Genomic DNA, 24348 nt, shown 5'->3' with positions numbered 1-24348 from the left:
TGGTCATGCAGAACATGCAGCAAGAATTTACGCGTCCGCTTGAGGAGCCCATAGACGCCGATGCCGGTGTCTTCTCCCTGCTTGAGGACAGGGTGAAGCGCCTGGGCGACGATCCTCTGATCGAATACCGGAGCGGACGCGAGTGGAACACGATAACGGCCCGGGAGTTTCGCGACCGTGTGGTCGCGCTGGCCAAGGGGCTTATGGCCCGGGGGGTAGACCGGGGGGATTCAGTGGCTATCGTCTCGCACACCCGATGGGAATGGACTGCCCTGGACATGGCCATCCTGGCTATCGGGGCCGTGACGGTGCCGGTCTACGAGACGGACTCTCCCGATCAGATCCGGCGTATCTTCAACGACTCCCATGTCGGCATGGCCTTTCTGGAGGATGACGACATGAGGGCCCGGGTGGATGCGGTTCGTTCCCAGTGCGCCTATCTGAACGACTTGTATGTGATCACCAGGGGAGCGCTGACCACCATGACCGCCTACGGACGGGCGGTGGACCAGGCAGACTTCCAAGCCCGTGCTGACTCAGTGCAGGGTTCCGACTTGGCCACCATCGTCTATACCTCAGGCTCCACGGGTAAGCCCAAGGGCATAGAACTCAGCCATAGCAACATCGTCTTCACTGTCCGTTCAGGTACTCAAGCAGTCCCTGACATCTGCCTGGGTGAGGGCAAGCGGCTTCTGCTCTGCCTGCCCCTGGCCCACGCTTTCGCCCGCTGCCTGCAGTTCTTCGCCATTGCCACGGATCTCACCCTGGGGCTTACCGGGTCCATCCGCAATCTGTTGCAGGACATGCAGACCTTCAAGCCCACTTTCATCCTGGCTGTGCCGCGGATCTTCGAGAAGATTTACAACGCTGCCTCCCAGCGGGCCGGAACAGGCGCCAGGGGCAGGATTTTCCTGGATGCCGCAGGTGTGGCCAGGCAGTGGTCCCGTCATCAGCAGACCGGAAGCCGGGTTCCCATGTCGCTGAAGACCAAGCACCTCATGTATACGGGCACCGTCTACGATCCCATCCTGGAGGCCTTGGGCGGCCGGGTCCGGTATGCCATTTCGGGCGGAGCCCCCCTGGACAGGGACATTGCGGACTTCTTCAACGGCATAGGTCTGCCCCTGCTGGAGGGCTACGGCATGACCGAGACCATGGGTCCGGTGACGGTCAACCCCACCAAAGGCTACAGGCTGGGCACCATCGGCCTGCCCATGCCCGGCATCACCGTGGGCATCGACCAGGAGGGCCAGCTATGCGTCAAGGGCCCCGATGTTTGCATGGGCTACCACAACCATCCAGAAATCACCACCAGGCAGATTCGCGACGGCTGGCTGCTGACCGGCGATCTGGGCAGTCTGGACGAGGACGGGTTCGTTCGGTTGACCGGCCGGCGCAAGGAGATCATCATCACAGCAGGGGGTAAAAACATTTCGCCGTCGCTGCTGGAAACAGCCGTCGAGCGTTCGCCCATCATCAGCCATTGCATGGTCATCGGGGACCGCAGGCCTTTCATCTCGGCCCTGATCACCCTCAATCTCGAGGAGGTCAACAGGTGGTTGAGGGACCAGGGCGCTGAACCTCTGGACGATGCTGCTTCGGCTGGGGAGAACCCTATCATCCGCACGGAGATCGATCGTGCGGTAGACGCGGCCAATGCTCAGGTCTCCCGGGCCGAGGGGATCCGTCGCTATCTGATTCTGGACCAGGACTTCACTCGTGAAAATGGACTGCTCACCGCATCATACAAGCCCCGTCGTCAGGAGGTTCTCAAGCGGTATGAAGACCAGATCGAGCAGAGGATCTATGCTCAAAGACCTGCGTCAGCTGGCTTGATGTAGCCTGTATCAATCAGAGCCGCCTTGAGATTGGAGGCTGAAACCGCAACCAGTGGTCTTGACAGGCGGCGCAGTTGCTTGCCATCTTGGTTGACGGTCTGGATCGTATCCATGGCTGGCACCTTGCCCTGGCTGTTGAGTCCGACACAGGCCTTGGCAATATCAGCTGCAAGCCCCTGTCTGTCCTCCAGACCAGTCATCCACTGCCGTCCGTCCACGATTTGAGGGATGTTGTCTACGTAGGCGCCGTATCCACTGATGATGGGCCAGGCAGCGTGGTCATCCGAGGGTGTGGAATCCTGAGTCCTGCCCGTGCCCTGTGAAGGATCCGCCTGCGACCCCGTCGGATTCTGCGCTGTAGGACTCTGAGCGGGTTTGGGCACGCGCTTCCGGTGCAGATCCTGGCGACCGACCATGGATCCCACAATGCCTGATATTGAGATCTCTGGGTTGACGTCCGCTGAAGAACCCCGATATCCCAGATCCCCGAGCTCAGAGACCACACCGGAAACAATGAAGTCGTTCATGGCCAGAATGCCGTCCACCTCGGTGTGGGTCTTGGCGCCATCGTTCATGGTCAGGCGGGTCGCCAGCTCTTTGCCGGTAGCCGAAGCGTCCTTGCCCGGATCGAAGGCGATCGCCTGCCAGTCCTTCTCGGTGCTGTCTGCCTTCAGGAGCCCCGATGGGCTGACAGCCCGTCCATCCTTGAAGTAGGGTCCCAGCACCTGCCAGATTCCAGCGAAAGCTTGGGCGGGGAAGGAATGCTGTTCATCCTGATCCTCTTGCTGGTTCCGCTCAGCCTGGCCTGCTTCACCGCCCTTGTCGGCAGGGGATTCATCAGATGATGCATCAGTTGTCCGGTTAGGCAGCAGAATCTCGATGCGGCAGGGGTTGTCCTTGCTGGCCTTGTCCAGCTCCAGCTTGCTGGCCAGCTTGTCCGCCTGCATCTGACCAATGGCCCGTGCATCGGACAATTGCACGAACAGATCCGGCTGGATGCCCGGCACCTGGTTGGCCAGCAGAACCACATGCATGCCGGCGCCCGAAGCCAGACGCAGAGACGAGACCAGACGTGCCCGCGCCTTGTCTTTGGAGTCGGCAACCAGAGACTTGCTGATATAGTCGCCATACTGGCGGGTAATGGAGTCAGGCGAGGTCATGGGTGCCACCACCAGTGTGGTCGGCTCTGAAGCCTTCCCGGTCTTGCGCTCCGAAAGACGGTTGACCAGGTAATCCTGCAGCTCCTTGCTCTGATCCTCCAGATTTCCGCTGGTGTAGGTGTCGATGTGTTTATCGGAAAGATGCTCCTTGGCCAGTGCTGCCTTGAGCTCAGGAACCAGCGCGGCCCACTTGTTGATGGGCGTGTGCTGGGAGAGCGTGATGCCGTCGGAGGGAGTGAAAATGGCCACCCGACCGGGGACATCAGCGGCCGCAGTGGTTTCCTGGCTCTGCGGGGCGCTCGGAGACTGCTGTCCACTGCCCGAGGCCGGACCACCGCAAGCGGCAGCCGAGGCTACCATGGCCAGGCCTGCCAGCAGGGCCAGCAAGCTGGACAAACGCCGTGCAAAGCCGGTCTTCTTCACGTTCGCTCCTTCGTTCCGACAGGGCCTGACTCTGGCCGGGTCCCGAGCAACCATTCTATGGGCTCTCGGGCAGGAGCGTATGAAGGGTCGATGTTTCGCGTACACGGTCCTCGCTGATGGAACAGACAGTGAAGGCGGATCTGAAAAGATCAACCGCATGCAATAAGCGTCCGCAATGGCAAAAGGTGGGTGTTTTTCTCTGATCTGCTAGTCTGCTTTGGCCGCCTTGTGTCCCTTGGCCTCTGCAGCACCTGAAGACATACGCTCGGCAAGAGCATGGTCCAAGGCGTCCATGAACCCTACGGTGTCCAGCCAAGGCTGATCAGGACCTACCAGACTGGCAAGATCCTTGGTCATGCGACCGGAGCGAACGGTCTCGATGACCACGGATTCCAGTGTTTGCGCGAACTCGGCCACCTTGGGTGTCTCATCCAGCCGCGCCCGCTGCTTGAGTCCGCCGGTCCAGGCGAAAATGGAGGCGATCGGGTTGGTGGAGGTGGTTTCCCCCTTGAGCCAGCGCCGGTAATGTCTGGTCACGGTCCCATGGGCGGCCTCGGCTTCAACGGTCTGCCCGTCGGCCGTCATCAGCATGGAGGTCATGAGGCCAAGAGACCCGAACCCTTGCGCTATCGCATCGGACTGGACATCGCCGTCGTAGTTCTTGCAGGCCCAGACGTAGCCGCCCTGCCACTTGAGCGAGGAGGCCACCATGTCGTCGATCAGCCGATGCTGGTATGTCAGTCCTTCTTGCTCGAACCGGCTCTGGTATTCCTGCTCGTAGACCTGGGCGAAAATATCCTTGAACCGGCCGTCGTAGGCCTTGAGGATGGTGTTCTTGGTGCTCAGGTAGACCGGATAGTGCCTCTGCAGGGCGTAGTTGAAGCAGGAGCGGGCGAAGTCGCGGATGGAGTCGTCGAGGTTGAACTGTACCTGGGCCACGCCTGGACCTGGGTAGACGGTCACCTCCCGTGTCACCGGGTCGCTCCCGTCTTCAGGAGTGAAGACGACGCTGAGCTTTCCCGGCCCCGGAACGGTGAAATCAGTGGCCTGGTATTGGTCGCCGAAGGCATGTCGGGCCACTACGATGGGCTTGGACCACCCGGGAACCAGCCGGGGGATGTTATCGATGACGATGGGCTCGCGGAAGATGGTTCCGCCAAGAATGTTGCGGATGGTGCCGTTGGGCGACTTCCACATGCGCTTGAGACCGAATTCCTTTACTCGGGCCTCGTCCGGGGTGATAGTGGCGCACTTGACGCCCACGTGCTCGCGCTGAATGGCCTGGGCCGCCTGCACGGTGACCTTGTCGTCGGTGGCGTCCCTGTTGCGGATGCCCAGGTCGTAATAGTCCAGGTCCACGTCCAGATAGGGCAGAATCAGCCGTTCCTTGATCATTTTCCAGATGACCCTGGTCATCTCGTCACCGTCGAGCTCGACGATACGTCCTTTCACGGCGATCTTGTCCATGGCGGCCTCCTATCGGTCGGCGGGTCGGGGGCCGGATCCTGCTCCCGGTGCCGCAGTTGCGCTTGCGAACTGTTCTATCCCAAGTTTGTTACTCTTTGTTCCCAGGCTCGTAACTCGTTCGTAGCACGCCGGAGCGTCATCATGAGGCGCTAGGCTGGCAGACATGACACAGGATATCGAAATCGGTCTCGGCAAGAAGGCCACGGTGGCCTACACGCTCGATGATGTCTCCATACTCCCCTCCAGAAGGACCCGGGATCCCCAGGATGTCTCCACAGCCTGGCAGGTGGATGCCTACGAGTTTGACCTGCCCTTGCTGGCGGCGCCCATGGACTCGGTGACCAGCCCTGAGACGGCCATTGCTCTGGGACGATTGGGTGGACTGGGCGTGCTGGACCTGGAGGGGCTGTGGACCAGATACGAGGATCCGCGCCCCCAGCTGGATCGGATAGCCCATGCCTCGCCGGAGCAGGCGACCGGGGTCATTCAGGAGGCCTACCGGGAACCGGTCAAGGCGGAGCTGATCACCCGCCGTCTGCAGGAGATCCGCAAGGCCGGGGTCACGGTGGCCGGAGCCCTGTCCCCTCAGCGCACCCAGGAGTTCTATGCCACGGTGGTCGATGCGGGCGTGGACCTCTTCGTGATCCGAGGAACGGCGGTCTCGGCCGAACACGTCTCCACCAGCCATGAGCCTTTGAATCTGAAGAAGTTCATCTACGACCTGGACGTTCCGGTCATCGTCGGAGGGGCCGCCACCTACCAGGCTGCCCTGCATCTGATGCGCACCGGTGCCGCCGGGGTGCTGGTCGGGTTCGGCGGGGGAGCCTCCTCCACCGATTCCGCCACCATCGGAATCCAAGCGCCTATGGCCACGGCCATCTCGGATGTGGCCGAGGCGCGTCGCGACTACCTGGACGAGTCGGGCGGACGCTACGTTCAGGTCATCGCCGACGGGGAGACCGGTACCTCGGGTTCCTTTGTCAAGGCCTTGGCCATGGGGGCCGACGCGGTCATGCTGGGCACGCCCCTGGCCAAGGCTACGGAGGCTCCCGGCCAGGGCATGCACTGGGGGGCCGAGGCTCATCATCCCGAACTGCCAAGGGGCCGCAGGGTCCAGGTCGGCCAGGTGGGGAGCTTGGAGCGCATACTCTTCGGTCCCAGCGACCGCACCGACGGCAGTCTGAATCTGATCGGGGCACTTCGCCGGGCCATGGCTTCCACCGGTTATGTGGATGTCAAGAACTTCCAGAAGTGCCGTGTGGCAGTGACCCCCGGCCCCCGCTGCTGAGCAGAATAGGGCATTCACGGTCCAGTTATCCACAATCCGCATAAAGGCCGGTTCAGGTTGACCACATTCCTGAACCGGCCTTTACAATCCCTCTGTGCATTCCTACTCTGGACGTAATCGCTGTCGTTGCGTCGGTTGCCCAGTGCGCCTCGCCGGCATGGGAGGGGGGACAAGCACATCGGAGTGCGAGGAGAGAAGTATGACGGAGTATATGGATCTGGCACCGGTCTGGGATCAAGATCAAGCAACCGAAGAGTCGGCAGGACAGGAGAATGGCGGTTGGTGGCCGTCTACCTGTACACAGGTGCCGCTGGGACTTGGCGACATCAATCTGACCGTGCGAACGGTCAACTTCATCCGGCCTGGGGATGCTGCCGGGCATGAGGGTCTGTCTGCGGATCTCAAGCGTATTCTTGTCAATCTGTGCGCCTTGGCATCCAGGGTCTTCGATGTGTTGCGGGGTCGTTTGCCTATGAAGAGCCTGGACCGTGTGCTCAACCGCGTCTGCATGGAGCGATTGGCCCTGCTGGCCCAGTTGCTGCGGGATCGGCATCTGGGCATGGTCCGCACAGCGGATCACGTCGGCATGACATACCTGCCGTTGATTCCTAAACTGGTCGAGCTCTACCGCGTAGACCGTGACCGGTACGAAACCACCATCGGATTTCTGGTCGGCGAGCGCACAGTGCTGACCAACCTGATCGTCGCCAGAAGCGGTTCGCGCTGGGTTTGCGTCCGCTTCGACATGGGTTAGGCGGCGGCTTTGGCGGGGTGACCCATATGATGGTGGGTATGTTGCGTGAATATACGGTCGAGCTTCAACACCCGACGACGGACAAGGACACCATCTATTCACTCCTGGCAAAACGCACCGCCCGCGATCCTGAGGAGCTGGTTGCCCAGTGGCAGGATCCCATGACCAGAAACTGGCACGATGTCAAGGCAGGGCAGATGTCCGCACGGGTACGCGCCGTGGCCAAGGGCTTGATGGCCCTGGGCGTGGAAAAGGGCAGTACCGTGGTCATCTACGCCTCCACCAGTTACGACTGGGGGGTCACAGACTTCGCCTGCGCTGCCATCGGGGCGGTCTCTGTGCCCATCTATGAGACCGACTCGCCCAACCAGGCCCAGAAGATCGTCCAGGATGTGGACTGTGTCCTGGCCTTTGCCGGCGACTCTGAGCACGCGCAGATCCTGGAGCAGGTCCGGGGGTCCTCGCCCAAGCTCAAGTACGTCTTCAATTTCGAAGCCGGGGGCTTGAACGCCGTCAGTGAATTCGGCCAGGGGATAGAAGACGAGCGCCTGGATCAGGCCATCGCCCAAGTCAAGGCCGACGATCTGGCCACCATCGTCTACACTTCGGGTTCAACTGGGGAGCCCAAGGGCGCCATGCTCTCCAACCGGAACTTCGTCCACATCGTCTTCGTGGGCTGGGATGTGCTCTACCACATGCTGGCGGCGCCCTCCCGCCTGATGCTCTTCCTGCCCCTGGCCCACTGCTTCGCCCGCTACATCCAGTATGTGGCCATCGGCGCTCAGGGCGTGGTCGGATACGTCTCCAACGCCAAGCACCTGCTGACCGACCTGCGCACCTTCCGGCCCACCTATCTGCTGGGCGTGCCCCGCGTCTTCGAAAAGGTCTACAACGCCGCCTCGCAGAAGGCCGGCACAGGCTTGGCCGGCAAGGTCTTCGCCAAGGCCACCAAGCACTTCATCAAGTGGTCCAAGGACGAGCAGGAGGGGAACGGTCATTCGCTGTTTACCCGCCTGGCCCACGCTTTCTATACCAAGACCGTCGGCAACACGATCGAGTCCGCCCTGGGCTCCAACCTGAGCTACCTGGCCTGCGGCGGCGCGCCCATGAATGCCGACCTGGCCCACTTCTTCAACGGGATCGACGGCATCACCTTCATTCAGGGCTACGGGATGACCGAGACGGCGGCCCCCTGCATCGTCAACTTCGAGGACGCCAATGAGGTAGGGTCGGTCGGCCGCCCTGGCTCGGGCATTACGGTCAGGCTGAGCGACGACGATGAGCTCCTGGTCAAGGGCCCCAGCGTCTTCATGGGCTATTACCACCAGCCCGAGCTTGATTCCACCGTGCTCGATAAGGACGGCTGGCTGCACACCGGAGATCTGGCCCAGATCGACGACCAGGGCTTCGTCTTCATCACTGGCCGCAAGAAGGACGTCATCATCACCGCCGGCGGCAAGAACGTGAGCCCGGCGCCTTTGGAGGATGTCATCAGCACCTGCCCCATAGTCTCCCAGGCCGTGGTCGTGGGCGACGGCAGGCCCTTTGTGGGCGCCTTGGTCACCCTGGATGCCGGGATGCTGAAGTCCTGGCTGACCTCCCAGGGTCTGGACGCTGACATGAGCATGGAGCAGGCCAGCCATAACGAGGCCATCCATGCCTTCATCCAGCAGTATGTGGACAAGGCCAACTGCAACGTCTCGCGGGCCGAGTCGGTGCGCAAGTTCCTGGTGCTGGACAAGGACTTCAGCCAGGAGGACGGCACCCTGACCCCCAGCCTGAAGGTCGTGCGCCCCGAGGTGCTCCGCCAGTATGCCGAACTCGTGGACAAGGTCCTCTATGCCCCCAGGACGCCGGCCAAGCCGGCCGCCAAGGAGAACGACATCGTCAGCAGGGCTCGGACCACCATGAGCGACTCCCTGGCCAGCATGACCGGACGCATGCGTGATGTCCGCCAGGAGGAGGAAGCGGCACCAGAGGACGAGAAGGACGGCCGCGACGGCCGGGATGACGAGGAGTAAGCAGTGGCGATTCGTACAATCAGAGTGGTTCCAGATCCGGTTTTGCGCACACCCTGCGATCCAGTGACCAGCATCACCCCGGCTGTGCGCAGTCTGGTGCGTGACCTGGTGGACACTGTTGACGACCCGGGCCGGGCCGGCCTGTCGGCCAACCAGATCGGCGTGGGCCTGCGTGTCTTCTCCTACAACATCGGCGGCAAGGTGGGCTACATCATCAATCCGGTCATCGACAAGACCTCCGGCGAGCAGTATGGCGAGGAGGGGTGCCTGTCCCTGCCCAACCTCTGGTATCCGACCAGGCGGGCCGACTACGCCCGAGCCCACGGCATCGACTTGGACGGCAAGACGGTGACTCTTGAAGGCCATGGCATCATGGGGCGGATGATCCAGCACGAGTGCGACCACCTGGACGGCCATGTCTATGTGGATCGGCTGGAGAGCGACGTTCGCCGCAAGGCCATGCAGCAGCTCAGATCAGCCAGGTAGGCAGAGGGCGAACGCGATACCCGAGGTCATTGGCCTCGGGTATCATGGTAATTCGGCGTGTCATTGCGCAGGTCTGCTGTCACGGGCGGGCAAGCGCACCAAGAGTATTCCCGAACGCACGCCGCAAATTCGCGCCATGTCCGCGACGTCCTGTGTCGGTCGGCTCCTCGGAGTTGCACGCAGGTGCACATGGCCAGGCAATAACCGACAATGAAAGGTACGGACATGGCACAGATCACCATGAGCGAAATGCTGAAGGCCGGCGTCCACTTCGGACACCAGACCCGTCGTTGGAACCCCAAGATGAAGCAGTACATTTTGATGGAGCGCAACGGCATCCACATCATCAACCTCTTCAAGTCGCTCGGTCTGATCGACAAGGCCTATGACTTTATCAAGCAGACCGTGGCCCACAACGGCACCGTGCTCTTCGTGGGGACCAAGAAGCAGGCCCAGGAGGCCATCAAGGCCCAGGCCACCCGGGTGAACATGCCTTACGTCTCCGAGCGCTGGCTGGGCGGCATGCTGACCAACTTCCAGACCGTGACCAAGCGGGTCGGCCGCTTGAAGGAACTGGAGGAGATGGACTTCGACGACGTGCACGGCTCGGGGCTGACCAAGAAGGAGCTCCTGCTCCTGCGGCGCGAGAAGGACAAGCTGGAGCGCCAGCTGGGCGGCATCCGCAACATGAACCGCACCCCTTCGGCCCTGTTCGTGGTCGACATCAACAAGGAGGCCCTGGCCGTCTCCGAGGCCAACAAGCTGGGCATTCCGGTGGTGGCCCTGGTGGACACCAACACGGATCCTGAGCTCGTCACCTACCCCATTCCAGCCAACGACGATGCCATTCGCGGCGTCGAGCTGCTGACCAGGCTGATGGCCGATGCCGTGGCCGACGGTCTGCTGGAGCGCTCCGGCAAGGCCGCCAAGACCGAGGAGGCCTCCGACCAGCCCATGGCCGAGTGGGAGAAGAACCTGCTGGAGAACAAGGACGGACAGCCGCAGGAGCAGGCCCAGGAGACCGCCCAGGCTCCCCAGGCCGAGCAGCCTGCGCAACCGCAGCAGGAGACCCCCGCTGCTGATCAGGCCGCCTGAAATCTGGCGTCTAGATAGGAGAGTTTCATGGCAAAAATCACCGCTGCACTGATCAAGGAGCTGCGTGATCAGACCGGCGCCGGCATGATGGACGTCAAGAAGGCCCTGACCGAGGCTGAGGGCGACATGGCCCGCGCCAAGGAGATCATCCGCGCCACCGGCATCCAGGCCGCAGGCGCCCGTGAGGGCCGCAAGGCTCAGGAGGGCCTGATAGCCTCCACCGTCGTCGAGGGCGGACAGGGCCAGATCGGCTATGCCGTCGAGCTCAACTCCGAGACCGACTTCGTGGCCAAGACCCCTCAGTTCATCGAGTTCGGCCAGGAGGTCATCGACGACGTGGCCAAGGCTGATGCCTCCAACGCCGAGCAGGTCGATGCCGCTCCATCTAAGTCGGGCACCGTCAAGGAGACCGTTGAGGAGGCCGGCGCGCTCTTCCATGAGCACGTCAAGGTCGGCCAGGTGGCCCGGGTCGAAGGTCCCCGTGTGGAGATCTACGCCCACCGCAAGTCCGTGGAGATGCCCCCCTCCATCGTGGCCATGATCGCCACTGACGAGGCCGGCGCCCAGGTGGCCCATGAGGTGGCCCTGCAGATCTCCGCCATGAGCCCCAAGTGGCTCAGCCGCAAGGATGTGCCCGCCGACGTGGTGGAGTCCGAGCGCCGCGTGGCCACCGAGAAGTCCCAGGCCGAAGGCAAGCCTGAGAAGATCATTCCCAAGATCGTCGAGGGGCGCCTGAACGCCTTCTTCAAGGAGACCGTCCTGCTGGAGCAGCAGTACGTCAAGGACACCTCCAAGACCATCGGCGACCTCTTCAAGCAGGCTGGCGGCAAGGCCCTGGCCTTCGCCCGTCTCGAGGTCGGCAAGGGCGACGAGGAGTAGTCGGTAGTCCAGCAATGTCTTGGGTCGTCTCGTCCGATCCTGTCTGAGGGATAGACAGACGGCCGGCATTGATGATGACTGACGATAGGGGAGTGGCTTTCGCGGCCGCTCCCCTTCTTTCGTCCTGGGCCTATCACATCAGCCTGCTCAAGGAGGGGTTGTCGCCCAGCCTCGATACCCTATTAGCGGCGTATTCCGCCCGTCATCATGTCTGGAGAAAGGGTTTTTATGACCGGATCCGATTCAGCGCAAAACCCAGCATCGCCTCGTCGTGTGCTGCTCAAGCTCTCCGGAGAGGCCTTCGGGGGAGGCGAGGTCGGCATCGACGTTCAGGTGGTCAAGCGGGTGGCCAAGGAGATCGTCCAGGCGGTGCAGAGCGGCGTTCAGGTGGCCATCGTGGTAGGCGGCGGCAACTTCTTCCGCGGAGCCGAGCTCAGCCAGGCCGGAATCGAACGCTCGCGCGGAGACTACATGGGCATGCTGGGCACGGTCATGAACTGCCTGGCCCTGCAGGACTTCCTGGAGCAGGATGGGCAGGCCACCAGGGTGCAGACAGCCATCACCATGGGCCAGGTTGCCGAGCCCTACATCCCGCTCAAGGCCATCCGTCACCTGGAGAAGGGACGCGTGGTCATCTTCGGCGCCGGATCCGGCATGCCGTACTTCTCAACCGACACCGTCTCCATCCAGCGGGCCCTGGAGATTCATTGCGTCGAGGTCCTCATGGGCAAGAACGGCGTGGACGGCGTGTACACGGCTGATCCCAACAAGCAGGCTTCTGCGCGCATGTTCACCAATCTGAGCTACCAGCGGGCCTTGGTGGACAATCTGGCCGTCATGGACGCGGCAGCGCTGTCCATGGCCAGGGACAACGACATGCCCATCCGCGTCTTCGGACTGGAGGGTGAAGGCAACGTGACCGGAGCGCTCAAGGGCCAGCGCCTGGGCACCTTGGTCCACGGCGGTTCTGATCGTACCCTGTGACCGGCTGCGGGCACACCCCGCGCCGCTTGGCCCCAGTGGCCCCATGGCCGTAGAGTATAAGAATGACGGACCTCGCGCGCACAGGCGGATGGTCCATACAGCAAGGAGCAGATCATGACCACAGTGGTGGACCAGGCCGGAAGGCAGATGGACAAGAGCATCGAGGCGACCAAGGAGAACTTCTCGGGAATCAGGACCGGGCGTGCCAACCCCTCCTTCCTCAACGACATCATGGTGGAGTATTACGGCACACCCACCCCCATCAAGTCCTTGGCATCCATCGGCGTCCCGGAGCCCCGTACGCTGGCTGTCACCCCCTTCGACCCCTCCCAGGCAGGCGCGGTCGAGAAGGCCATCCGCGATTCGGACCTGGGCGTCAACCCCAGCCGTGACGGCAACGTCATCAGGGTCACCATGCCCGAGCTGACTGAGGAACGCCGCCGGGACTATGTCAAGCTGGCCAAGACCAAGGCCGAGGAGGGCAAGGTGGCCGTCCGCAACATCCGGCGCAAGGTCAAGGAGGAGCTGGAGTCCAAGGTCAAGGATGGCGACCTGGGCGAGGATGAGGGCAACCGGCTGCAGAAGGAGCTGGAGACCGTCACCAAGCAGAAGAACGACATGATCGACCAGCTCCTGGACGCCAAGGAAAAGGAGATCCTCGAGGTCTGATCCGCCTGGGGAGGATCCACACTTCATGAGTACTAAGGAAAGCTCCGCCGAGAAGGCAGGTCAGGATGCCGTCGCAACCCTGAACAAGCGGACCGGGCGCAACATGCCGCAGGCGGTGGCCACTGGCGCGCTTCTGGTGGTCATCATCCTGGCCTGCATCCTGGTGCGCATCGACGCATTCATCTACCTGATTGTGATTTTCATGACCCTGGGGCTTTGGGAGCTCAGGGTGGACTTTGCCACGGCGGGCCTGCATATACCGGTGGTCGAGCTCTGGATCTGCTCGGCGGCCACCATGCTGGTTTCCTTCTATGCGCCGGACCATGTCGCAGTTATGACCGCCGGAGTTCTGGTCACTGCCCTGGTCGGGGCTCTTGCGGCCACCCGCAACCATCGCCTGGGCGGTCGTCTGGCCAAGGCGGTGAATGCCAAGCTCTCGGGCAAGGACGCGCAGACCATGGCCGATGCCTCCTACGGTGCTGCAGAGCAGGGGAGCCGGTCCAGCAGCCTGGCCAATGTGGGCGTCACCCTCCTGACCGTTGTCTACATCACCCTCCTGGCCTGTCTGATAACCCTGCCCACCACCTTCGGCGGGCATCCTGCAGCACATGCCTTCATGGTGATTTTCCTGCCTGCCTTAAGCGACATCGGCGGTCTTCTTTTTGGTTCGCTCTTCGGCAAGCACAAGATTTCGCCCCGCATCTCGCCCGGCAAGTCCTTGGAAGGTCTGGCCGGCTCCATGCTCTGCTGTCTGGTTGGCGCTTTGGTCATCTTCGCGGCCACCTATCCCATGGCGGATTGGGGAAGGATCTGGTGGGTCGCCCTGCTCATGGGCATCATGGTCGGAGCCACAGGCACCCTAGGGGATCTGAGCGCATCCTTGATCAAACGCGATCTGGGGATCAAGGACATGGGCCACCTGCTCAAGGGCCACGGCGGGGTGCTGGACAGGGTGGATTCCATCCTCATGTCCGCGCCCTTCATCACACTGGTTCTTTTGATTACCGGCCTGTGACCGGGATTGATGGTCGGATGACTGATACGGGATGAGGTAGAGGTATGACAGATGGCGACATGACTGGTGCCGAGCCTGAAACCGGCATCACCCCTGGTGGCAAGGATGGGGCCTTCAGGGACGTTCTAGCGGTCGACCACGCCCGGCGAGGCAAGCCGCCGCGTCACTTTACGGATATGGACCTAGAGGAGCGTCAGGAGGTCTGCGCTCAACTGGGCCTGCCGAAATTCCGGGCCTCGCAGCTGGCCAATCATTACTTCAGCCATCTGTCCACCAATCCGGACGACTTCACGGATCTTCCTGCGGCCAGCCGCCAGGATGCCGCACACCGCTTCTTTCCTGAACTGATAGCCCCGGTCACCGTCCAGAAGGCGGATCAGGGGACGACCATCAAAACCCTCTGGGAGCTCTTCGACGGGTCCAGGATCGAGTCCGTGCTCATGCGCTACCCTTCCAGAGCCACCCTCTGCATTTCCAGCCAGGTCGGCTGCGGCATGGGCTGCCCCTTCTGCGCTACCGGTCAGCTTGGATTGACCCGGAACATGTCGACTGGTGAGATTCTGGAACAGGTCAGGGCCGCATCCCGGATGATGAGGTCCGGACAGGTCGCCGGAGGCCCGGGGCGCCTAAGCAACATCGTCTTCATGGGTATGGGCGAGCCCATGGGCAACTACCGGGCTGTGCTTTCCGCAGTCAGGCAGATCAGCGCCCTGCCGCCCAAGGGATTCGGCATCTCGGCCAGGAACATCACCGTCTCCACGGTCGGCGTGGTGCCCGGCATCCGCAAGCTGACCAGAGAGGGGGTCCCGGTCCGTCTGGCCGTCTCCCTCCATGCCCCCAGCGACAAGCTGCGCGACGAGCTGGTTCCCATGAACCGGCGCTTCGACACCACCCAGGTCCTGGACGCGGCCCACGACTACTACCTGGCCAGCGGCAGACGGGTCAGCATCGAGTACGCCCTGATGCGCGGCATCAACGACCAGGCCGAGCATGCCCGTCTTCTGGCCAAGCGCCTCAACCACTACGGGGACGACTGGGCGCATGTCAACCCCATACCCCTGAATCCGATTGAGGGGTCTCGCTGGACAGCCTCCAAGCCCGAGGACGAGCAGCGCTTCCTGGACATTCTCCACAAGGCCGGCATCACTGCAACCATGAGGGACACCCGCGGATCGGACATCGACGGCGCCTGCGGGCAGCTGGCTGCAAAAGCCGTCAAGCTCCAGGCCTAATCCGGTATTCTGCAATCAACATGCCATAGTGTGGACATGCCATGGTCTTCGGGCACTACAGAAGCTAATGTCGTGACTCAAACAAATCGGTTCAGGCAGGAAGGCGGGTCGCATGACGGTAGCGGTTCGTGTCATTCCCTGCCTTGATGTCGACCAGGGCCGGGTGGTCAAAGGCGTCCACTTCAAGAATCTGCGCGATGCAGGCGACCCGGTCGAACTGGCTTCCGCCTACTACCAACAGGGCGCCGACGAACTGACCTTTCTGGATGTGACCGCTTCGGGCAGCGGGCGAGCCACCATGGCGGACCTGGTCAAGAGCACTGCCGACCAGATTTTCATTCCGCTGACCGTGGGTGGAGGCGTGCGCACCCCGCAGGATGTCGACACCCTCCTGCGGTCAGGGGCCGACAAGGTCGGCATCAACACGGCAGCCATTGCCAATCCGCAGGTCATCGGCGACATCGCCCAGCGGTTCGGTCGCCAGGTCCTGGTGCTCTCGGTCGATGCCCGCCGATCCGATGCCCAGGGCATTACCTCAGGATATGAGGTGACCACCATGGGCGGCCGCCAGTCCACCGGCATCGATGCCATCGGCTGGGTCAAGCAGGCCCAGAAGCTCGGAGCCGGCGAGATCCTCCTCAACTCCATGGATGCGGACGGCACCCGTCAGGGATTCGATCTGGAAATGATCGCCGACGTGCGCAAGGCCGTTTCCCTTCCCCTTATCGCCAGCGGTGGCGCAGGCAAGGCCGCCGATTTTCCTCCAGCTGTCAAGGCCGGGGCCGATGCGGTCCTGGCGGCTTCCGTCTTCCATTTCGGCCAGGTGTCCATCAAGGATGTCAAGCAGGCGCTCCATGCGGCCGGGTACCCGGTTCGATGGCAGGCCTGAACCAATCCCGCAGATAATTCGACACCGCATGCTGCATGGCGTTTGCTGGCCATGTTGGCAGCCATCGTGAAACCATACCCATACCTGAAACAATCAACCGGCAGGGATATGTCGGACAAATCAGCTGAATCAAATAGATGAATCAAATAGATGAATCAAGGAGAATGAGGATCAATGTCACAGTCTTCGAAGGACCAGGAAGCACGTTTGGAGCCGAGCATAGCGGCCAGGCTGAAGAAGGATGCCAAGGGACTTGTGGCCGCTGTGGTCCAACAGTATGACAGCCGTCAGGTGCTCATGGTCGGATACATGGATGAGGAGGCCTTGAGACGGACCCTGACCACGGGAAGGGTCACCTTCTGGTCCCGCTCCAGGCAGGAATACTGGCGCAAGGGAGACACCTCCGGGCATGTCCAATACGTCAAGGCAGTCAGCATCGACTGCGACGGGGACGCCTTGCTTATCGAAGTCGACCAGGTGGGGGCGGCCTGCCACACCGGACACAGGTCGTGTTTTGAAGCCGGAGGACCCTTGCCAGCGGTGCAGGGCAACCGCACGCAGGCGCAAATGCAGAGCCAGGAAGGGTAGTCCAATGCAGAAAGACGCTAAGGTTGTGACAGGGAATACACAGGAAACTGGAGGGAAGGGCTCTATGACCGTCTTGGATGAACTGGTGGCCGGCGCCGTGGAGGATGCTAGGGGCCGGGTACAGAAGATTCCCTTGGAAAGCCTCAAGCAACAGGTCAGGAGCATGAAGCGCAAACCTCTGGATGCCGCCCGGCTGCTCAGGGAGAGCGTCGGCATTCCGATCATCGCGGAAATCAAGCGCGCCTCGCCCTCCAAGGGGTATCTTGCCGACATCAAAAATCCCGCCGCCCTGGCCCGGCAGTATGCCAACGGGGGCGCCTCGGCCATATCGGTCCTGACCGAGGGCAGGCGCTTCCTGGGATCCTTGGAGGATCTGCGGCAGGTCAGACAGGCCGTGGGCATTCCCGTTCTCAACAAGAACTTCATCGTCTCCGACTACCAGGTCTGGGAGTCCAGGGCCAACGGGGCCGATATGATCCTGCTGATTGTGGCGGCCTTGGATGACACACGTCTCAAGCACCTGCTCGACCTGGCCGGGAGCCTGGGCATGACCGCCCTGGTCGAGACCCATGATCGCCAGGAGATCGAGCGGGCCATTGCGGCCGGCGCCAGGGTGATCGGCATCAACGCCCGGAATCTGAAGGACCTGAGCGTTGACGTTGACCAGTATGCCCGCCTGGCTTCCAACCTGCCCAAGGATGTGGTCAAGGTGGCCGAGTCCGGAGTGTTCGGCACGGTCGAGCTGGAGCGGTACGCCCGGGCCGGGGCCGATGCGGTCCTGATAGGAGAAGGTCTGGTCACCTCACAGGACCAGGAGGGTACCGTTCGCTTGCTGGTTCAGGCTGGCCACCGCTTCAAGGCAGCCGAGGCCAGGCCCCTCTCAACCCATGACGGTCCCTATTTCGGCCCCTATGGCGGACGTTTCGTCCCTGAGGCCCTGGTGGGCGCCCTCGACGAGCTGGAGCGTGTCTACAAGGAGGCCAAGGCCGATCCGGCCTTCCGTGAGGAGCTGAACAGACTCAACCGGGTCTATGTGGGGCGTCCCTCGGCCCTGACGCCGGCGCCTCGGTTCGCCAAGCTGATCGGCGATCGGGTCGGCGGCCAGGTCAGGGTCTTCCTGAAAAGGGAGGACCTGAACCACACGGGCGCCCACAAGATCAACAACGCCCTGGGTCAGGGGCTCCTGGTCAAGCGCATGGGCAAGACCCGGGTCATCGCGGAGACCGGCGCCGGCCAGCACGGCGTGGCCACGGCCACGGTCTGTGCCCTCCTGGGCTTCAAGTGCCGAATCTACATGGGGCAGATAGACGCCCGCAGACAGGCCCTGAACGTGGCCAGGATGCGGATGCTGGGAGCCGAAGTCGTCGAGGTGACCACCGGGACCAGGATCCTTAAGGACGCTATCAACGAGGCTCTGCGCGACTGGGTGACCAACGTGGAGACCACCCACTACCTGCTGGGCACGGTTGCCGGCCCCCACCCCTTCCCGACCATCGTCAGGGACTTCCAGAAGATCATCGGCGAAGAGGCATCCGCACAGCTGTCCGCATACGGCATCGACCATCCCGACGGGGTTGTGGCCTGCGTCGGCGGGGGTTCCAACGCCATCGGCATCATGAACACCTTCCTGGACGATCCACGGGTCTCCCTTTACGCATATGAGGCCGGCGGGGACGGGCCCAAGTCCGGCAAGCACGCCATCCGCCTGTCGCCAGGCACCGGTCAGATCGGCGTCTTCCAAGGGACCAAGTCCTATCTGCTGGAGGACGACCAGGGCCAGACCATGGACACCTACTCCATTTCCGCCGGCCTGGATTACGCCTCAGTGGGGCCTGAGCATGCCTGGCTGCACGACATGGGCCGGGTCAAGTATGACTATGCAACCGATAAGGAGGCCATGCAGGCTTTCAGCGACCTCTGCCGGACCGAGGGCATCATCCCTGCCCTGGAGTCCTCGCACGCCTTGGCCGGAGCCAGCAAGGCGGCCACCGACCTTTTGCGCAAGGGAATCAGAAATCCTGTCATTCTGATCAACATCTCGGGCAGGGGCGATAAGGATGTAGCCACGGCGGGCAGATGGTTCGGCTATCTGTCCGAGCAGGAGGCCAGCGCTTTGGAAGCCCAGGCCGGGCACAGCGGAAGCGATCAAGCAGAAGAGGAGGCCCGATGATGGTCAACCAGCAATGGCAGTGGCAGAAAGCGCCCGCCCAGCCTGTCCAACCCCAGTCTGTGCAATCCCAGCCTGTCCAGCCTAAGGGTTTCAGCCGCACGGCCAGCCCGGTGGCGTCCACGCTGCAGGCCCTCCGCCAAGAGGGCAGGCCGGCATTCATCGGGTACTTCCCCTACGGATTCCCTGACGTGCCCACATCCTTGGAGGCCATGCGGGTCATGGTGAAAAGCGGGGTCGACATCCTCGAGATCGGGCTGCCCTACAGCGACCCGGTCATGGATGGCCCGGTCATCCAGGCGGCCAGCAAGTGTGCCATCGACAATGGCGTCAAGGTCGAGGGTGTCTTCGACGCGGTCCGCCAGGTCCAGGCGGACGGTGCCAGGGCTCTGGTCATGAGCTACTGGAATCTGATCATGCATCACGGAGTGGCAGACTTTGCTCAGCGCATGGCCGAGGCCGGAGGGTCCGGGCTGGTCACCCCGGATCTGATCGTCGACGAATCCGGGGAATGGATAGAGCAGTCGGACCGGTATGGTCTTGACCGGGTCTATCTGGTCTCGCCCGACTCCACTGATGCACGTCTGCAGATCACCTCCCGTGCGGCCAGGGGCTTCGTCTACGCGACCTCACGGATGGGCGTGACCGGCGAACGCACCAGCATGTCCAACTCGGCGCAGAACCTGGTGGCGAGAGTCAGGCAGGCTGGAGCCCCTTATGTCTGCGTGGGCATCGGGGTGTCTACCGCCCAGCAGGCCTCTCAGGTCGGCGCCTACGCGGACGGGGTCATCGTCGGCTCGGCCCTGGTCCACTGTCTTCTGGATGACGAGGGCAGGCCACGAAAGGATCGCAGAAAGGCACTGGAGTCCCTGGCTGAGGTTTGCTCCGACCTGCGTTGGGGCATCTCCCAGGCCAGGAAGTGAGTGGGGCTGTAAGGCCCAGGGGCTAGATTGGGGCTTTATGACGCTTGCCTACATTCCATCGCCGGGAATATCCAGCTTCCATCTGGGGCCGGTCACCATCAGGTTCTATGCGCTGACCATGCTTCTGGCCATCATCGTGGCCGCCTGGATCACGGCCAGGCGCTGGAAGAAGGAGGGTGGCCGGACCGACCAGATTCTGGACATCGCCATCTGCGCGGTACCGGCCGGAATCGTCGGCGCAAGGCTCTACCACGTCATCACCACCCCTGAGCGGTATTTCGGAGCTGATGGCAATCCAGCCGATATTCTGCGCATCTGGCGTGGCGGTTTGGGCATCTGGGGTGCAGTCCTCCTGGGAGCACTGGCAGCCTGGGCCTGGTGCCGTCACAAGAATTACCCGACCGCCCTGCTGGCCGACAGTGTGGCCCCTGCCCTTCTGGTGGCTCAGGCCATCGGGCGGCTGGGCAACTGGTTCAACCAGGAGCTCTACGGGGCCCCCACCACGCTGCCCTGGGGGCTGAAGATCGATGCGGCAGGTTCCGCCATCGGCAGCAGCGAACAGTGCTATGACGGGGCCACTTGCCCGACCGGCACCCTCTTCCAACCCACATTCCTCTATGAGATGATCTGGAACCTGATCGGCGCGGCCCTCCTGGTCTGGATCGGCCACAAGGCCGTGAACGTGCTCAAGGCCGGCTCCCTCTTCGCCCTCTATGTCATGTGGTACACCCTGGGGCGCACCTGGATCGAGGCCCTTCGCATCGACTTCGCCCACGAATTCCTGGGGGTCAGGGTCAACGTCTGGGTGTCCATGACGGTCTTCTTCCTGGCGGCTGCAGCCTTCGTCCTCATAGCGCGCAAGGGCAAGCCGACCTCCCTGCTGTCCGAAAAGCTGCGGACCATCACCGAGCTTGAGGTGCGTCAGGAATCCGAGGCCCGGAGCAAGTAGGACAGGGGTCGGCTATCCAAGGGCCGGCAGGTGTGCAATTGGGCCACAAACCGGTGCCGCCGGTCTTCCGTACAACATAGAATAATCTCCATGAGCATTCAGATAGCACCCAGCATTCTTTCCGCCGATTTCGCCAACTTGGAGCGGGATCTCAAGGCTATTGCCAATGCCGATATGGTTCACGTGGATGTGATGGACCACCATTTCGTTCCCAACCTGACGCTTGGCGAGCCTGTGGTGGAGCGCATCTGCCAGGTGACCGACCTGCCGGTGGATGTGCATCTGATGATCGAGGACCCCGACCGCTGGGCCCCGGAATTCGCCAAACTGGGTGTCGCCTCCGTCACCTTCCACACCGGAGCCGTCCATGCCCCGGTCCGTCTGGCCCGCCAGCTGCACGACATGGGGGTCAAGGCCTGCTTGGCCGTGCGCCCTGCCGAACCTGTGGAGCCGATCTTCGACATTCTCGATGAGTTCGACATGATTCTGGTCATGACCGTGGAGCCAGGATTCGGCGGCCAGAAGTTCCTGGACAATCAGATGCCCAAGACCCGCCGCCTGCGTGACCAGATAACCGCCCGCGGCCTGAACACCCACATCCAGGTCGATGGCGGGGTGAGTCCCACCACGGCTCCCATCGTGGCAGAGGCTGGAGCTGATGTCCTGGTGGCAGGCTCCGCGGTCTACGGTGCTGACGACCCGGCCAAGGCCATTGACCAGATCCGGCAGGCCGCGCAGGTAAGCTACAAGGACTGACAGGTTTTGCAGGAAGAATGGAGATAGCCAGATGAAGACCTTCGATGGGTTGTTTGAGGAGCTCACGACCAAGGCCAAGGAGCGCCCAGAAGGATCCTTGACTGTTGAAGAGCTGGACAAGGGCACGCATTTCATCGGCAAGAAGATCAATGAAGAGGCCGGAGAGACCTGGATCGCCGCTGAATATGAGGGCAAGGAACGGACGGCCGAGGAGATGAGCCAGCTGCTGTACCACATCCAGGTCATGATGATCGATCGAGGCATCACCCTGGAGGATGTCTACAGGTATCTGTGACCTCAAATCATATCCCGTTGTAGATTCGCTTCCGCAATTAGGAGGTTGCCGTGTTGAAGGTCGCGGTGCCCAATAAGGGCATGTTGTCCCAGCCCGCATGGAGGCTGCTGTCAGAGTCAGGCTATCGTCTGCGTTCCAATGACCGGCAACTGGTGGTCGATGACGTCGACAACGACATCCAGCTCTTTTACTTAAGGCCCAACGATATAGCGGTCTATGTCGGCTTGGGGACCATTGATCTGGGCATCACCGGGCGTGACCTGCTGCTCAATTCCGGAACCAGGGCCGTCGAGGTCATTGAGCTGGGATTCGGCGCATCCACATTCAGATTCGCCGCTCCGGAAGCCAGTGCTATCAACACCTTGCAGGACGTGGACGGCAAACGGATCGGCACTACCTTCGACCGGCTTCTTGAGGACTACCTGACCAGCAAGGGACTCAAGGCCGAACTGATCCACTTGGACGGCGCAGTGGAGTCCTCAGTCCAGCTCGGGGTAGCCGACCTGATCGCCGATGTGGTCTCCACCGGCACCACCCTGCGCAACGCCGGGCTTCGGGTCTTCGGCGATCCCATTCTGAAATCGGAGGGGATTCTCATCAGATCACCCCGTCTGGATCCAGATGATGAGCGGTTGGCGGTCATGTCCCGCAGGCTGGAGGGTGTGCTGACAGCCCGCCGCTATGTACTGATGGATTATGACATCCCGGTAGAGCGCGTAGCCATGGCCGTGGGCATCACGCCCGGCTATGAGTCGCCGACAGTATCCTCCCTGCACGACAAGCAGTGGGCGGCAGTCAGGGCCATGGTTCCTAGGGACCAGGTGAACAACCTCATGGACCGCCTCTATGGGATCGGTGCGCGTGCCATCCTTGTAACTGCCCTTCAAGCTTCTAGAATGTAGTCGGATGGCACTGATTGATCGAATTTCACGCAGCAGGTACAGCCCTGAGCCACGGTCGGTGATTCTCACCGTACCCAATGTCATCAGCCTGCTTCGTATCCTCTCCATACCTCTTATTGCCTATCTGGTGGCCAACCGTCATCTGATCATTTCCTTGGTGGTCATGCTGATTTCGGCCCTTTCAGACGGTGTGGATGGGATCATTGCCCGCAGGTTCAACCAGGTCAGCAAGCTGGGGCAGATCCTGGACCCGGTTGCCGATCGGCTGCTGATTCTCTGTTCCGTCCTTGCCCTGAGCATCGCCTCCATACTCCCATGGTGGCTTCTGGCCCTAGTCGGTGCCCGGGATGTGCTCATGGGTCTGTTGGTTTTGGCGCTGGCCCAGCATGATTATGGCCCCTTGCCGGTGCACTTCGCTGGCAAGACCGGAACGGCCGTGCTCATGCTGGCCATACCGGCCCTGATTTTTGCGGATGTGGGCACTTCAGCCTTCTTCCGTTTCTTCCACCTGGTGGCTCTTGCGGCTGTCATCTGGGGGGTTGGCCTTTACTGGCTGGCAGGGCTGATCTACGCACGTCAGGGCATCGGGCTGCTTCGTCAGGACCGCCATCATGACTGAACCGCAGATGACCCCCCAATCCTTCCCCGTGCCGCCTGACCGTGCCTTGATTCACCGCCGGGCGGCTTTTTCGCATTCCAGCGCAGGTCTGGAACGCCACTATGTGGACCAGGAAAGCTCGGAGCCCGCCCAGGAGTCCATGCGTCGGCGCATGGCTGATGAGTCTCTGAGGCTGATTGACGACCTGACCAACCGTCCCATGGACCCCATGTTCGAGGATGCCCGTCTGCTGCCCGCTGAGCGTAGATCGCCGCTGAGCGTCTGGGTCAATCGGATACTGGTCTTCGTCATTTGCGTGCTGGTCGGCCTGGCGGGCACGGGTATCGTTCAGGTGTTGCACCGGGATCCGCGTCAGAAGGTACGCGAGAAGCTCATCTCCCAGGTGGAGGGGGTCAGCAAGCGTGCCAATGACCTCAACAGTCAGATATCGGACCTTAACGGCAATATCGACACGCTCTCGGCTCAGGAGGGCGGCCAAGGGCAGAACAGCACGCAGACCGCTGACGATCTGACCAACGGCACCAGCAAGGTGCAGGGGCAGGGCGTCGTCATCACCCTGGCCAACCCCATTGCCTCCAAGGATTCCCGGGACAATGCCGATCAGATCAAACTGCTCACCGACCAGGACCTGCAGTGGTTCCTGACCAAGCTTTGGTCTGCTGGGGCCGAAGCCATTGCCATCAACGGCAATAGAATAGGAACACAGACATCAGTGCGTACGGCCGGTCAGACCATTTTGGTGGGGACCACCTCGATCGAGTCACCCTACAAGATCGAAGCCATCGGCGATCAAGGCGCCTTGTCCGATCTGATGGTTCGCAGCGATCTGCAGGGCCGTTTGCGGGACCTGAAGAAGGCGAACATCACTGTCAATGTGGCCAAACAGCGACGCCTGAGTCTGAATGCAGTGAGTTTGCCCAATCTGTCCTATGCCGGAAGGAGTCATTGA

Annotated in this window: 23 protein-coding genes; 21 read left to right on the top strand and 2 right to left on the bottom strand. The window is 62.0% G+C overall.

Annotated elements, in window-relative coordinates; translation table 11 throughout:
- The first annotated feature begins 14 nt into the window (after positions 1-14).
- Positions 15-1841 carry an AMP-dependent synthetase/ligase gene (locus tag ACUIAH_RS02760; RefSeq protein ID WP_445341530.1) on the top strand — a complete coding sequence of 609 codons (1827 nt, stop codon included), beginning with the start codon at positions 15-17 and terminating at the stop codon, positions 1839-1841.
- On the opposite strand, the gene ACUIAH_RS02755 is transcribed toward ACUIAH_RS02760, so the two are convergent.
- Positions 1811-3358 (bottom strand): hypothetical protein, encoded by a 1548-nt coding sequence (locus ACUIAH_RS02755; protein ID WP_445341529.1) that lies wholly within the window; start codon positions 3356-3358, stop codon positions 1811-1813. The genes ACUIAH_RS02760 and ACUIAH_RS02755 overlap by 31 nt on opposite strands.
- Positions 3359-3628: 270 nt before the next feature.
- Positions 3629-4888, bottom strand: a complete 1260-nt coding sequence (locus tag ACUIAH_RS02750) for an NADP-dependent isocitrate dehydrogenase (RefSeq protein WP_445341334.1) — start codon at positions 4886-4888, stop codon at positions 3629-3631.
- 163 nt (positions 4889-5051) lie between these two features.
- On the opposite strand from ACUIAH_RS02750, the gene ACUIAH_RS02745 reads away from it, so the two are divergent.
- The 20 genes from ACUIAH_RS02745 to ACUIAH_RS02650 all read left to right on the top strand — a co-directional run bounded on the left by ACUIAH_RS02745 (position 5052) and on the right by ACUIAH_RS02650 (position 24348).
- Complete coding sequence (locus ACUIAH_RS02745) at positions 5052-6176, top strand: GuaB3 family IMP dehydrogenase-related protein (protein WP_445341333.1); 1125 nt, start codon at positions 5052-5054, stop codon at positions 6174-6176.
- Between the two features lie 199 nt (positions 6177-6375).
- Positions 6376-6930, top strand: coding sequence for a hypothetical protein (locus ACUIAH_RS02740; RefSeq protein ID WP_045924359.1), 555 nt, complete (start codon positions 6376-6378; stop codon positions 6928-6930).
- A gap of 38 nt (positions 6931-6968) precedes the next feature.
- Positions 6969-8951: an AMP-dependent synthetase/ligase gene (locus ACUIAH_RS02735; protein WP_445341332.1), complete on the top strand. Its 1983-nt coding sequence runs from the start codon at positions 6969-6971 to the stop codon at positions 8949-8951.
- 3 nt (positions 8952-8954) lie between these two features.
- Positions 8955-9437: a peptide deformylase gene (locus tag ACUIAH_RS02730; RefSeq protein WP_015021747.1), complete on the top strand. Its 483-nt coding sequence runs from the start codon at positions 8955-8957 to the stop codon at positions 9435-9437.
- A 225-nt stretch (positions 9438-9662) separates the two neighbouring features.
- Positions 9663-10532, top strand: coding sequence for a 30S ribosomal protein S2 (gene rpsB / locus ACUIAH_RS02725; protein WP_306222108.1), 870 nt, complete (start codon positions 9663-9665; stop codon positions 10530-10532).
- 27 nt (positions 10533-10559) lie between these two features.
- Positions 10560-11411, top strand: a complete 852-nt coding sequence (gene tsf / locus ACUIAH_RS02720) for a translation elongation factor Ts (protein ID WP_445341331.1) — start codon at positions 10560-10562, stop codon at positions 11409-11411.
- A gap of 228 nt (positions 11412-11639) precedes the next feature.
- Positions 11640-12395, top strand: coding sequence for a UMP kinase (gene pyrH / locus ACUIAH_RS02715; RefSeq protein WP_045924362.1), 756 nt, complete (start codon positions 11640-11642; stop codon positions 12393-12395).
- Between the two features lie 114 nt (positions 12396-12509).
- Positions 12510-13064, top strand: a complete 555-nt coding sequence (gene frr / locus ACUIAH_RS02710) for a ribosome recycling factor (protein ID WP_045924363.1) — start codon at positions 12510-12512, stop codon at positions 13062-13064.
- Positions 13065-13089: 25 nt separating this feature from the next.
- The gene (locus ACUIAH_RS02705; protein WP_445341330.1) at positions 13090-14079 is read left to right on the top strand and encodes a phosphatidate cytidylyltransferase; all 990 of its coding nucleotides are present in this window, start codon (positions 13090-13092) and stop codon (positions 14077-14079) included.
- A 44-nt stretch (positions 14080-14123) separates the two neighbouring features.
- Complete coding sequence (gene rlmN / locus ACUIAH_RS02700) at positions 14124-15311, top strand: 23S rRNA (adenine(2503)-C(2))-methyltransferase RlmN (protein WP_445341329.1); 1188 nt, start codon at positions 14124-14126, stop codon at positions 15309-15311.
- Between the two features lie 112 nt (positions 15312-15423).
- Positions 15424-16200 (top strand): imidazole glycerol phosphate synthase subunit HisF, encoded by a 777-nt coding sequence (gene hisF / locus ACUIAH_RS02695; protein WP_313842020.1) that lies wholly within the window; start codon positions 15424-15426, stop codon positions 16198-16200.
- A gap of 174 nt (positions 16201-16374) precedes the next feature.
- Complete coding sequence (gene hisI / locus ACUIAH_RS02690; RefSeq protein ID WP_445341328.1) at positions 16375-16788, top strand: phosphoribosyl-AMP cyclohydrolase; 414 nt, start codon at positions 16375-16377, stop codon at positions 16786-16788.
- 64 nt (positions 16789-16852) lie between these two features.
- The gene (gene trpB, locus ACUIAH_RS02685; RefSeq protein WP_445341327.1) at positions 16853-18958 is read left to right on the top strand and encodes a tryptophan synthase subunit beta; all 2106 of its coding nucleotides are present in this window, start codon (positions 16853-16855) and stop codon (positions 18956-18958) included.
- The gene (trpA, locus tag ACUIAH_RS02680; RefSeq protein ID WP_445341528.1) at positions 18958-19878 is read left to right on the top strand and encodes a tryptophan synthase subunit alpha; all 921 of its coding nucleotides are present in this window, start codon (positions 18958-18960) and stop codon (positions 19876-19878) included. The genes trpB and trpA overlap by 1 nt, the downstream gene beginning before the upstream one ends.
- Positions 19879-19915: 37 nt before the next feature.
- Positions 19916-20827: a prolipoprotein diacylglyceryl transferase gene (gene lgt / locus ACUIAH_RS02675; protein ID WP_313842018.1), complete on the top strand. Its 912-nt coding sequence runs from the start codon at positions 19916-19918 to the stop codon at positions 20825-20827.
- Between the two features lie 90 nt (positions 20828-20917).
- The gene (gene rpe, locus ACUIAH_RS02670; protein ID WP_445341326.1) at positions 20918-21583 is read left to right on the top strand and encodes a ribulose-phosphate 3-epimerase; all 666 of its coding nucleotides are present in this window, start codon (positions 20918-20920) and stop codon (positions 21581-21583) included.
- A 31-nt stretch (positions 21584-21614) separates the two neighbouring features.
- Positions 21615-21878, top strand: coding sequence for a phosphoribosyl-ATP diphosphatase (locus ACUIAH_RS02665; RefSeq protein WP_045935327.1), 264 nt, complete (start codon positions 21615-21617; stop codon positions 21876-21878).
- A 50-nt stretch (positions 21879-21928) separates the two neighbouring features.
- Positions 21929-22780: an ATP phosphoribosyltransferase gene (hisG, locus tag ACUIAH_RS02660; RefSeq protein WP_445341325.1), complete on the top strand. Its 852-nt coding sequence runs from the start codon at positions 21929-21931 to the stop codon at positions 22778-22780.
- 4 nt (positions 22781-22784) lie between these two features.
- The gene (locus ACUIAH_RS02655) at positions 22785-23399 is read left to right on the top strand and encodes a CDP-alcohol phosphatidyltransferase family protein (protein ID WP_045924372.1); all 615 of its coding nucleotides are present in this window, start codon (positions 22785-22787) and stop codon (positions 23397-23399) included.
- Positions 23392-24348, top strand: coding sequence for a DUF881 domain-containing protein (locus tag ACUIAH_RS02650; protein ID WP_445341324.1), 957 nt, complete (start codon positions 23392-23394; stop codon positions 24346-24348). Before ACUIAH_RS02655 ends, ACUIAH_RS02650 begins: the two co-directional genes overlap by 8 nt.

This window comes from Bifidobacterium sp. ESL0820 (assembly GCF_052606235.1).
Note: the sequence above shows the minus strand (reverse complement) of the source record. Positions and strands in the feature narration are given on the sequence as shown.

Excerpts from the sequence above, each read along its gene's own strand:
- hisI (WP_445341328.1), top strand. The coding sequence starts at position 16,375 with ATGTCACAGTCTTCGAAGGACCAGGAAGCACGTTTGGAGCCGAGCATA.
- ACUIAH_RS02740 (WP_045924359.1), top strand. The coding sequence starts at position 6,376 with ATGACGGAGTATATGGATCTGGCACCGGTCTGGGATCAAGATCAAGCA.
- ACUIAH_RS02665 (WP_045935327.1), top strand. The coding sequence starts at position 21,615 with ATGAAGACCTTCGATGGGTTGTTTGAGGAGCTCACGACCAAGGCCAAG.
- frr (WP_045924363.1), top strand. The coding sequence starts at position 12,510 with ATGACCACAGTGGTGGACCAGGCCGGAAGGCAGATGGACAAGAGCATC.
- ACUIAH_RS02745 (WP_445341333.1), top strand. The coding sequence starts at position 5,052 with ATGACACAGGATATCGAAATCGGTCTCGGCAAGAAGGCCACGGTGGCC.
- tsf (WP_445341331.1), top strand. The coding sequence starts at position 10,560 with ATGGCAAAAATCACCGCTGCACTGATCAAGGAGCTGCGTGATCAGACC.
- trpB (WP_445341327.1), top strand. The coding sequence starts at position 16,853 with ATGACCGTCTTGGATGAACTGGTGGCCGGCGCCGTGGAGGATGCTAGG.
- rpe (WP_445341326.1), top strand. The coding sequence starts at position 20,918 with ATGAGCATTCAGATAGCACCCAGCATTCTTTCCGCCGATTTCGCCAAC.
- rlmN (WP_445341329.1), top strand. The coding sequence starts at position 14,124 with ATGACAGATGGCGACATGACTGGTGCCGAGCCTGAAACCGGCATCACC.
- ACUIAH_RS02650 (WP_445341324.1), top strand. The coding sequence starts at position 23,392 with ATGACTGAACCGCAGATGACCCCCCAATCCTTCCCCGTGCCGCCTGAC.
- lgt (WP_313842018.1), top strand. The coding sequence starts at position 19,916 with ATGACGCTTGCCTACATTCCATCGCCGGGAATATCCAGCTTCCATCTG.
- ACUIAH_RS02755 (WP_445341529.1), bottom strand. The coding sequence starts at position 3,358 with ATGGTAGCCTCGGCTGCCGCTTGCGGTGGTCCGGCCTCGGGCAGTGGA.
- ACUIAH_RS02735 (WP_445341332.1), top strand. The coding sequence starts at position 6,969 with ATGTTGCGTGAATATACGGTCGAGCTTCAACACCCGACGACGGACAAG.
- ACUIAH_RS02705 (WP_445341330.1), top strand. The coding sequence starts at position 13,090 with ATGAGTACTAAGGAAAGCTCCGCCGAGAAGGCAGGTCAGGATGCCGTC.
- hisF (WP_313842020.1), top strand. The coding sequence starts at position 15,424 with ATGACGGTAGCGGTTCGTGTCATTCCCTGCCTTGATGTCGACCAGGGC.
- ACUIAH_RS02655 (WP_045924372.1), top strand. The coding sequence starts at position 22,785 with ATGGCACTGATTGATCGAATTTCACGCAGCAGGTACAGCCCTGAGCCA.
- ACUIAH_RS02760 (WP_445341530.1), top strand. The coding sequence starts at position 15 with ATGCAGCAAGAATTTACGCGTCCGCTTGAGGAGCCCATAGACGCCGAT.
- pyrH (WP_045924362.1), top strand. The coding sequence starts at position 11,640 with ATGACCGGATCCGATTCAGCGCAAAACCCAGCATCGCCTCGTCGTGTG.
- trpA (WP_445341528.1), top strand. The coding sequence starts at position 18,958 with ATGGTCAACCAGCAATGGCAGTGGCAGAAAGCGCCCGCCCAGCCTGTC.
- ACUIAH_RS02750 (WP_445341334.1), bottom strand. The coding sequence starts at position 4,888 with ATGGACAAGATCGCCGTGAAAGGACGTATCGTCGAGCTCGACGGTGAC.
- rpsB (WP_306222108.1), top strand. The coding sequence starts at position 9,663 with ATGGCACAGATCACCATGAGCGAAATGCTGAAGGCCGGCGTCCACTTC.